Raw genomic sequence first — 8,663 nt, forward strand, 5'->3', positions numbered from 1 at the left:
GCCGACAACTGTCCAGGTCGTCGGCGTATTCAATCCGAGCGTTTGGCTAACACTCGTCATCATCACGGCTCCTCGGCCATGTCGATGGTGGCAGGCTCTTCCTTGGCCTTGGCAGGCGTATCGGCAACTGCGATCAGCTGAGTGACCGGTTCCTGATCGGCATCAGGCGGCATCGGCCGCATGATCGCGAGATCACTCATCCTTGCCAGGACAAGCCTTGGCATGTCTGTGCTGTTGTTCCTGTGCTCCCAGATGGGAGGGTCGCCGGCGACGAGGCCGGGCAGCACGACACTGGCCAGCGGAGAGTAATGGATCGGGCTGGTCCGGGGCAGATAGGTCCGCCGAATGAAGCGGCGCTCGACCGCACGGATGCCGCCGTGAATATGGATGATGCCATCGGAAGGCAGCCGCCCTTCGGCTCCAAGCTCCTTGGCGCGTTTCTCGGCCTCGCCCTGCCTGTTGTCGGGCAATATCTCCCAAGACCCGGCGTGACACCAAAGCTGGACTTCCTTCTCGCTGAGGGTCTTCTCCTCCGATCCTGGGCGCCGGCGCACCGTCACCTCGACAGGCCACAGCGCAGCAGCATCCTCGGGCAATCGCTTATTGGCTTCCTCGATCGCGACGTCAGCCTCGGCGACCACCCTAATCAGTTCGACAAGGCGTTGGCCTAGGTCGGGGTATTCCTTCCGAAGCAACTTGGCGGCAGCATCGGCTTTGGCCTTCGCGGCGTTGTAACGGTCGGAGAGTTCAGCCTCAGTCGCCGCAGCGATGGCTGCCTCGAGGCGCTTCTCCAATTCGGCCTTGGCCGCATAGGCGCGCTCGATGTCGCGGTTTGCCGCCGCGATCTTGGTCTCGATCGCCTCGAGTTCCTTGTCGCTGCCGTCGAGGAGCACCCGGCGCCGTTCGGCTTCCAGTTTCTCGGCCGCGGCCTCCAGGCCTTCGATGTTGATCTGGTCAAGCGTCTGACGAAGCTGGTCGGCCGTGTTCGTCTGGCCTCCTCGCAACGACTTGACGATGGTTTGGATGTTCATCTGCGTTCGAACTTTCGGGCTGTGGACATGCACCGAAGATGCCGAACGAAACACGACAGACGAAGGGCTCGAAACACGACAAACGCGACAAACACGACAAGGCTATCGGATGCCTAGTTTTGCCTGCACTTTCGAGATCGAGACAAACCAGCGACCGCCTCGCTTCCAGCCGAAGCTGCCGTCGCGTTGGCACCAGGCCAGCACTCTGAATTTCGAAATCTCGAACCGGCTCGCTGCCGAACCGGTCTCTATCCACTCCCTGCCAATCAGGTCCGTTCGCCTTTCGGGTTCCATCACAACTGGCGCTGCCGGCGGTTGCTCAGCCGCTTGGCCGACATATCGACGTAGATCCGCGAGTGCAGCCTCAACGGACGCGATGTAGGCGTCGAGTTGCGGGTCCGGGCCGGAGGTCATGCATCTTCACTCGCAGCAAACGGAACCAAAGCGGCAAATGAAGGTTTGCTAATGGACTGCTGAAGATCGCACTGCCAACTGCGCGTTGAGGAGTCTGGACCATGATGCTGTTCGAACCTTTGGACTCGGACTATCACAAGCGCAGCGTGCTCTACCACGCGGCCCGGTTGTCGATGCTCCATGATCGAATGCTGATGCGATTCGACAAGGTCGAAGAAGCGGCCGACAAGGTTCAAGCCGCGGCGGCCGTGCTGGTCGATGTCACCCACGGCTCTGCCGTCGACGCGTTCCAGGACGCGGTGTCCCGGAATTCGTCCGCAGATTTTCTTCAGGTTGAAGCCGGCCAAACTATTGGGCTGTGAAATCTGCCGCTCATTGGCCGAGACCATCAGGGAGGCGGCGCGGCTATTCGCCTGGTCGAGCGGGCTAACACTCCAGGCAGGAACCAAAGTCTGCAAAGGGTGTTTATTGACCGAAGGGCATCTTACTTCCTTGGAGAGTTGAAAATGAAAACCACCCTGATTCTGGGCGCGCTGGCGCTTTGCTTGGCCGCGCCTTCGATTGCGTCGGCCGATGCGATCGTTCTCACCACGAACCAGCACCGCCATCACCATCGTTCGGACGCTGTCGTCATAAATGAGGACGGAGCTCGCCTCCATCATCGCCGTCATGGCACCGAGGCGTTTTACGACAACGGCAATCGCCATCATTGGCGCAGGCATCATCGTCCCGACGTCGTCGTCGTCAAGCGTTCGGACGACCGCCCGATGCACCGCCGCCATCGTCACGTCGTTATCGAGAACAACGACTACTAATTTCCGACTGCAGACCCGGCTCTCAGAGTGGAGCCGGGTCACGCGGCGCTGCCTCCTGGCCGCTGGCCATGTCCAGATCGCAGCCAAAGCTCGCGCTGAACGGCATCGTGGAACTCGCGCAGTTCGCGATTGATCGTGTCTCGATCGAAGCCGGCGCGTTGCATCTGCCCGCCCATAGTGGCAACCATCTGCTTCCAGTAGTTCGTCGCCGCAGCGCCACGCCTCGCCGAAAGCACCTCGGCAACACGCCGGATCTTGCCGATACGCTTCGCCATCGGGAAGGCGATCAGCATGCAAGGCGGGTTCCAATCCAGAAGGTCAAGCTGCTTCATGCAGTTCTCCTCTTGGCTCGCGCGTAAGCACTAGCTTCACAATCCTCGGAGCCCTTTGAATGAAGGTGTTCTTCTAAGGTAGTTCCATTAAGGTGTTTATGTTGGAGATTTGCCACCTCAACATAGGGTGGATTTGCGACCTCAAACCCAGGGTGATTTGCCACCTCAAACGGGTTTTGAGGTTGGAGATTTGCCACCTCAAACTTATCGTTTTCGAAGTCTTCCATCCGCTGATGCATGGCATCCAAGACCATGTTCGCGCGGTCTCCCATGAAGCCGTATTGATTGGCTGCTCGCTTGTGCGGCCGGCTCTTTCTCATCCATGGAAGGCGCGGCCGGCCGTCCTTTGTCAGGGCAGCGCATAGGCGCTTGGTAGATGCCATGATGCTGTCGCGTGATCGCGCCAACTGCACCGCCAAGCGATCGACCGACGGCCAGGCAATGCGCGACACGCTGTTGACATGCTGCATCATTCGGAAGGCCACGCGGAAGTCAGCGTCGGTCACCTCGGGGTCGACAGACATGGCGTCGAGCATGTCGAGTTTCCACGACGTGAAGGCGCGCTGTTCAGCATTGTCTTTCATCATGCTGCATCCTCGAACCGCGTGATGAAATCGAGGGCTTCCTCCTGGGTCGCTGGCTGCAGCTTGTAGAGGTCATGACGCTCAACTCGGTCGACCTCCATCGCCCCGAGTAGCCAGATAGGGATCGTATGGTGGAGGTGAAGAACTTCGCCTTCTCCGATAAACTGGATGCACCAGTAAACAACGTGCGGACCTGTCGCGCGCCACCAGTACGCTAGTCCTACGTGATCGATGTCTTCGTCACCGAAGACGAGGCAAGCGGCGCCGCCCTCGGCCGGCAATAACTTCATGCCTAGACCGGCGTAGCGTTCGGCAGCGGCGAAGCCCAAATCCGCCACGATGGCGGGTTTCAGACCGGCTCGATGCATGAGCATGTAGCGCTGTGCCGACCTTTCTGAGATACTGGTCGACCTCAGCCACGCCGCCCAGTGCCCGTGCCCGCAAAGGGCCTTGGCTTCGGCAAGCACTTCGCCGGCTTTAAGGGCCTGGACGGCCGCCATGCCTGTGAACGTGCCGACGTCCTTGTGTGCTTTCTTCGCTTCAGAGGCGAGGATAGGGAGACGGTTGCTCATGCGGCGCGCGCCCTGCGCAATGTCGTCTCACGGATGACGACGATCGCCTGGTGAGCGGTCAGACCGAACCGCCTTTGCAACGTTGGCACTATCGGCCGCTCGCAGGCGCCGTAGTTGGCGGCATACCACTCAACGGCTTGTTCGATGACGTCACTGTGCTCGTGATCGCAGCCGGTCATGAGGCTCATTCGGGCGCTCCATCAGCCATCCACATCTTCGCCATGCCGTCGATCTCGACATCGGGGTGATATCCGCAGATCACCACTACGGCCCCGGCCCGAACGAAATATGTCTCGTCTGGGGTCAGTTCCGCATAGCCTGGCATCGCCAACTCGATCGCTGTCCCGATCTGTGGGAAATCACAGTCGTTCTCAGTGGCGCCGCACATGAGGTAGTAGCCTGCCAGTCGGCGGATCAGCGGGGCGTATCGCTCCGGCTGATTTGCCATTGCCTGCCACGCGGTGTCGGTCGGTCCGTTGTCTACAGCGAGTTGTATCTGCGCCCTAGCGGTCATGCGGCCGCCCTCACCGCCGTAACCTGCAAGCCAAGTTTGATTGCGACGGGCGCCACCGGAACCCGGATCTTTCCGCCGATGGTCACAGTCGGCATGTCTCCGCGCTTGGCGGCGTCATAGGATGCATTTCGGCCCAGATCATAAAAGACCTTTCCGGCTTCCGGCACCGATACTGTGGCGCGGGAGAGTGCTTCAGTCAGTGTCATTGTCTTGGAACCTCCGTTTTGAATCAGCGCTACTTGTGCCGATTTTCATTGTAGGTTCACAAAACGTTCCGCACAAGCGCTACTTGTGCTTGTTGTGCCGATTTTGTTGGTGTATTGGATTACAGGCAGTGATAGGAAGGGACGAATTGAAATGGCCAAGGCGCCGCGCGAAAATCGCATACCAATAATGATGTCGGATGATGAGCTCAAATCGATCGACGACTGGCGATATCAAAACCGCATTGCCACCCGCTCAGACGCTGTCCGGCGCTTGGCTCAAAACGCTTTGCGGATCGATGATGAGATTGATCAAATCTACAAGCAGACCAGGAGCCTTCACGAGACCATATTGACCCGGACGGAAGTCATCACTGACACACTCAATCCAAGCGGCGAAACCGATTGGCAGCGCCTTGGAAAGATGGCTCTTGCCTTCAACAGTTCTCTTATACAGGACATCGCGAAGCTGACGTTGGCGGTGAACAGCATCACCGAGCAAGTTCATCGGTTGCGGTCGGACGGAGAATTCATTGACCTCAGCAAGGCGGCAGACGAGATCAAAGCCAAGGCCAAGGACCGAGCGAAAATGCTGAAGATGATGTTCAAGGCGATCGATGAAGGCGGTCACATTGATGAGGAGGATGACGAATGAAAGGCCACATTCGCGAGCGCAGCCCAGGCCATTGGGCAATCGTCCTCGACGTTGGCGAGATCGACCCGAAGACCGGAAAGAAAAAACGCAAATGGCACAGCTTCACGGGCACGAAGCGTGAGGCGCAGAAGGAATGCTCCCGCCTCGTCACCGTCCTCGACCAAGGCCTCTATGTCGAGCCCACCAAACAGACGGTTGCCGAGTTCCTTGACGAATGGCTGGGCTTCATCAAGCCATCGGTGGCGCCGAAGACGCACGAGCGATATGCCGAGATATGCAGGAAGGGGCTGGCGCCGTTGATCGGCAACGTGGTCCTCTCAAAGCTGAAAACCGATCGAATTGACGCCGCCTTCACCACGGCGTTGACGGCACCGCGCGTCGACCACCGCACCAAGAAAGATGGCGACAAGCGTGAGCTGCTACCGCCGCTGGCGCCCCGCACTGTCCACCACTACCGCCGGGTGTTGGTCAAGGCGCTCGGCCAAGCGGTGACGTGGGAGCGGCTGTCACGCAACCCGGCCTTGGCGACGACGCCACCCAAGGTCGAGCGGCAGAAGATGCTCGCCTACGATGTCAGCCAGACGGCGACGTTGCTTGAGACTCTTCGGCCGACGAGGATGTTCATCCCGATCCTGTTGGCGGTGACGTGCGGATTGCGGCGCGGCGAGATCCTTGCCCTACGCTGGCGCCATCTTGAGCTAGGAGACAATCGCCGGCAGATGTCGATCGAGGAAAGCGCGGAGCAGACCAGCGACGGCGTGAGGTACAAGGAACCGAAGTCAGGGCGCGCGCGCACCGTGGCGCTGTCAGCCAGCACCGTGGCAGAGCTAAGGGCGCATCGGGCGCGCCAGGCCGAGGAGCAGCTTCGCCTTGGCCTTCGGCCAGACGGCGACAGTTTCGTTGTGGCCCAGGTAGACGGCCAGCCTTTGCAGCCGCGATCCCTTACGCATGAGTGGGTGCGCGTTCTCGGCAAGACATCCCTGCCCCGCATCCGATTCCACGATTTGCGGCATACTCACGCCACGCAGATGCTTTCGGCCGGCGTTCACCCGAAGATAGCAAGCGAGCGTTTGGGGCATTCGAACATCGGCATCACGCTAGACCTTTATTCGCATGTCATGCCAGGAATGCAGGCGGACGCAGCAGAGCAAGTTGACGTCGCGTTGCAGGCGGCTATAAGCAGCGAGCGAAAAGGCAAATAGTTGCAAAGTGCGTAGCAAAGGGCTTTTCGAAGCCCGCTGCAAATGGAAAAAAGCACAGTGATTGCAATTAGTTGGAGGAATGGCCGAGCGGTTTAAGGCACCGGTCTTGAAAACCGGCGTGGGTGCAAGCTCACCGTGGGTTCGAATCCCACTTCCTCCGCCACTGACGCCCCTGCAGCCAGTCAGATGCGCCCGCCCAAGATCGACGTGGAGGTCGCGCACTTTTTGCCAGGTCCAGGCTGCCGCAGACCACGCTCTGTGAACCACAACTATGGTGCTCTTCCCGGCCCATTTCGTTGGCAGACACATCCTGCGGCGCTTGAAACAACCGGTTCTGTTGCCTGATTAGACCGCTTCCCGATCGTCCAGGCAGCCTGTCGCAGTGCCGGTGTTCCCTCGGCAGGCTCACGCAACTACCCCTTTGGGACGGCGTATCCGAGTTCGATATGCTCCGCCTCGTTGTGGCTGATCCCACTCCTGCAAGGCGGACAAATCATGGACTGGAGCGGCGGCATCATTTGTAAAAATCCGGGCGTTGGCAGATTTGCGAGCTAAGCAGCGACGCCACCTAAATAGGCGCTGATAACCGCTTCATTGCTCGCGAGATCGCTGCCTGGTCCCTCAAGAACAACGCGTCCGGCCTTGAGAACGTAGCCGTAGTCGGCGAATTTCAGGGCGACTTTGCTATTCTGCTCCACAAGCAGGATGGTCACGCCTTCACGATTGAGGCGCTGCACGATGTTCATGACTTCCTTGATCAGTTGCGGCGCCAGACCCATGGAAGGCTCATCGAGCAACAGCACCTTGGGCGCGGCCATGAGGGCTCTGCCGATCGCCAGCATCTGCTGCTCACCGCCCGAGAGGTTCCTTGCATCGCCATTCTGCCGGCGCGCCAAGATGGGAAAGAGCTCGAAAACATGGTCCAGCCGTCGCCGGCGCTCGACGTCGTCGGCAAGCGTAAACGAGCCCAGGTCAAGGTTCTCCCTGATCGTCATGTCGCCGAAAATACGCCTTCCCTCCGGGACGTGGACGAGCCCGCGATGCGGCAGGCGATGGGCAGGGACTTTGGTTATGTCCTCGCCCAGGAAGCGGACACATCCGGAGGATGCGGCAACAAGGCCGGACAGCGTGCGCAGGGTGGTGCTCTTGCCTGCACCATTCGCGCCAAGCAGGGCGACGATCTGGCCGCGTTTGACAGAAAGACTGACGCCATGAAGGGCTTCGATGCCGTCATAGCGCGCGACGATGCGGTCCGCGGAAAGAACGATTTCGGCTTCCATCATTCCTCCGTACCGAGATAGGCTTCGATGACCCGAGGGTCTGCTCGCACGGCCTCCGGCGGCCCGTCGGCGATCTTCTGACCGTAGTCGAACACCACGATCTTCTCCGACACTTGCATGACCAGGCCCATGTCGTGCTCGATCAGCAGGACGGTGACACCGGTTTCGTCACGGATGCGGCGGATCAGGTGTACAAGGTCCAGCTTCTCGCGCTCGTTCAGGCCGGCGGCAGGCTCGTCCAGCAGGATGAGCGTAGGCGCCGACGCCAGGGCTCTTGCGAGTTCGAGCCGCCGTTGATCGCCATAAGAGAGACCGCCGGCGCGGCGATGCGCATGCTGCTGGATGCCGACGAAATCGAGCCAGCGCATGCCGGTCGCGCGGATCTCCTCCTCTTCGCGCCGCTGTGCAGGCAAGTGCAGGATCGCCGACACGATGCCGTGGCGGCTGCGGCAATGCTGGCCGGACATGGCGTTTTCCAGAACGGTCATTTCCTTGAACAGCCGGATGTTCTGGAACGTACGGGCGAGGCCGAGCGCGGTGATGCGATGCGGCGGCAAGCCGGTGATCGGCCGGCCGCCCAGACTGATCGAGCCGCCCTTCGGCTTGTAGAAGCCGGTCAGGCAATTGAAGAGTGATGTCTTGCCGGCCCCGTTCGGCCCGATAAGACTGTTGATGGCGCCTTTCTCAACTGAGAACGAAATGTCGTGAAGGACTTTCAGTCCTCCGAAACTGAGGCGCAGGTCGCGGACTTCCAGCAGCGCCATGGTCAAACTCGCTTGTCCGGCCACAGCCCGTTCGGCCTGAAGAGCATGATTGCCAGCAGCGCAATTGCGGTCACCAGGGGACGATAGGTCCCCGCGCCGCGCAGCACCTCCGGAAGCAGGGCCACGAGAACAGCACCAAGGACGACGCCGGGAATGCGGCCCATGCCGCCCAGGACGACACCGAGAAGGATGAGCAGCGATTGGTTGAAGGTGAAACTCTCCGGCGAAATGGCCGTCATCTTGGCGGCGTAGAGGCATCCGGCCACGGAAGCGATCACAGCGCCCATCATATAGGCT

General features: G+C 60.1%; 15 protein-coding genes and 1 tRNA gene. 5 read left to right on the forward strand and 11 right to left on the reverse strand.

Translation table 11 applies throughout. The features are described 5' to 3' along the window. Positions 1–62 precede the first annotated feature (62 nt). Together EN914_RS14725 and EN914_RS14730 are read right to left on the reverse strand one after the other, a co-directional pair. Positions 63–1,031 (reverse strand): hypothetical protein, encoded by a 969-nt coding sequence (locus EN914_RS14725; RefSeq protein WP_024503209.1) that lies wholly within the window; start codon positions 1,029–1,031, stop codon positions 63–65. A gap of 102 nt (positions 1,032–1,133) precedes the next feature. Continuing rightward, the gene (locus tag EN914_RS14730; protein ID WP_024503210.1) at positions 1,134–1,445 is read right to left on the reverse strand and encodes a hypothetical protein; all 312 of its coding nucleotides are present in this window, start codon (positions 1,443–1,445) and stop codon (positions 1,134–1,136) included. Between the two features lie 101 nt (positions 1,446–1,546). Between EN914_RS14730 and EN914_RS14735 the strand changes: the two genes are divergently transcribed. Both EN914_RS14735 and EN914_RS14740 read left to right on the forward strand, forming a co-directional pair. Further along, entirely contained in the window at positions 1,547–1,807 is a 261-nt protein-coding gene (locus EN914_RS14735) for a hypothetical protein (RefSeq protein ID WP_024503211.1), read from the forward strand. A gap of 144 nt (positions 1,808–1,951) precedes the next feature. After that, positions 1,952–2,260 carry a hypothetical protein gene (locus EN914_RS14740; RefSeq protein ID WP_024503212.1) on the forward strand — a complete coding sequence of 103 codons (309 nt, stop codon included), beginning with the start codon at positions 1,952–1,954 and terminating at the stop codon, positions 2,258–2,260. A 38-nt stretch (positions 2,261–2,298) separates the two neighbouring features. Here the strand turns inward: EN914_RS14740 and EN914_RS14745 are convergent, their stop codons facing one another. The 6 genes from EN914_RS14745 to EN914_RS14770 are packed head-to-tail and all read right to left on the reverse strand — an operon-like array spanning position 2,299 to position 4,468. Further along, the gene (locus tag EN914_RS14745) at positions 2,299–2,592 is read right to left on the reverse strand and encodes a DUF6074 family protein (RefSeq protein ID WP_024503213.1); all 294 of its coding nucleotides are present in this window, start codon (positions 2,590–2,592) and stop codon (positions 2,299–2,301) included. Further along, positions 2,589–3,179, reverse strand: a complete 591-nt coding sequence (locus tag EN914_RS14750) for a hypothetical protein (RefSeq protein WP_024503214.1) — start codon at positions 3,177–3,179, stop codon at positions 2,589–2,591. The genes EN914_RS14745 and EN914_RS14750 overlap by 4 nt, the downstream gene beginning before the upstream one ends. After that, positions 3,176–3,748 carry a DUF3102 domain-containing protein gene (locus tag EN914_RS14755; protein ID WP_024503215.1) on the reverse strand — a complete coding sequence of 191 codons (573 nt, stop codon included), beginning with the start codon at positions 3,746–3,748 and terminating at the stop codon, positions 3,176–3,178. Before EN914_RS14755 ends, EN914_RS14750 begins: the two co-directional genes overlap by 4 nt. Then, positions 3,745–3,936 (reverse strand): hypothetical protein, encoded by a 192-nt coding sequence (locus EN914_RS14760; protein ID WP_024503216.1) that lies wholly within the window; start codon positions 3,934–3,936, stop codon positions 3,745–3,747. Before EN914_RS14760 ends, EN914_RS14755 begins: the two co-directional genes overlap by 4 nt. Then, the gene (locus tag EN914_RS14765) at positions 3,933–4,262 is read right to left on the reverse strand and encodes a hypothetical protein (RefSeq protein WP_024503217.1); all 330 of its coding nucleotides are present in this window, start codon (positions 4,260–4,262) and stop codon (positions 3,933–3,935) included. The genes EN914_RS14760 and EN914_RS14765 overlap by 4 nt, the downstream gene beginning before the upstream one ends. Then, positions 4,259–4,468: a hypothetical protein gene (locus EN914_RS14770; RefSeq protein ID WP_024503218.1), complete on the reverse strand. Its 210-nt coding sequence runs from the start codon at positions 4,466–4,468 to the stop codon at positions 4,259–4,261. The genes EN914_RS14765 and EN914_RS14770 overlap by 4 nt, the downstream gene beginning before the upstream one ends. A gap of 151 nt (positions 4,469–4,619) precedes the next feature. Between EN914_RS14770 and EN914_RS14775 the strand changes: the two genes are divergently transcribed. From EN914_RS14775 to EN914_RS14785, 3 genes are all read left to right on the forward strand, one after another. Next, positions 4,620–5,120: a hypothetical protein gene (locus EN914_RS14775; RefSeq protein WP_024503219.1), complete on the forward strand. Its 501-nt coding sequence runs from the start codon at positions 4,620–4,622 to the stop codon at positions 5,118–5,120. After that, on the forward strand, positions 5,117–6,322 hold the full coding sequence (locus EN914_RS14780; RefSeq protein WP_024503220.1) for a site-specific integrase: 1,206 nt from the start codon (positions 5,117–5,119) through the stop codon (positions 6,320–6,322). The genes EN914_RS14775 and EN914_RS14780 overlap by 4 nt, the downstream gene beginning before the upstream one ends. A 73-nt stretch (positions 6,323–6,395) precedes the next feature. Further along, a tRNA-Ser gene (locus tag EN914_RS14785) sits at positions 6,396–6,485 on the forward strand. A gap of 388 nt (positions 6,486–6,873) precedes the next feature. On the opposite strand, the gene EN914_RS14790 is transcribed toward EN914_RS14785, so the two are convergent. The 3 genes from EN914_RS14790 to EN914_RS14800 form a co-directional block, all read right to left on the reverse strand. Continuing rightward, positions 6,874–7,602: an ABC transporter ATP-binding protein gene (locus EN914_RS14790; RefSeq protein WP_024503221.1), complete on the reverse strand. Its 729-nt coding sequence runs from the start codon at positions 7,600–7,602 to the stop codon at positions 6,874–6,876. Beyond that, positions 7,602–8,366: an ABC transporter ATP-binding protein gene (locus tag EN914_RS14795; protein WP_024503222.1), complete on the reverse strand. Its 765-nt coding sequence runs from the start codon at positions 8,364–8,366 to the stop codon at positions 7,602–7,604. The genes EN914_RS14790 and EN914_RS14795 overlap by 1 nt, the downstream gene beginning before the upstream one ends. A gap of 2 nt (positions 8,367–8,368) precedes the next feature. Continuing rightward, the coding region (locus EN914_RS14800; protein WP_407067780.1) for an ABC transporter permease subunit at positions 8,369–8,663 on the reverse strand (295 nt) is incomplete at its 5' end.

It is taken from the genome of Mesorhizobium sp. M7A.F.Ca.CA.001.08.2.1, assembly GCF_003998455.1.
Taxonomy (GTDB): Bacteria; Pseudomonadota; Alphaproteobacteria; order Rhizobiales; family Rhizobiaceae; genus Mesorhizobium; species Mesorhizobium ciceri.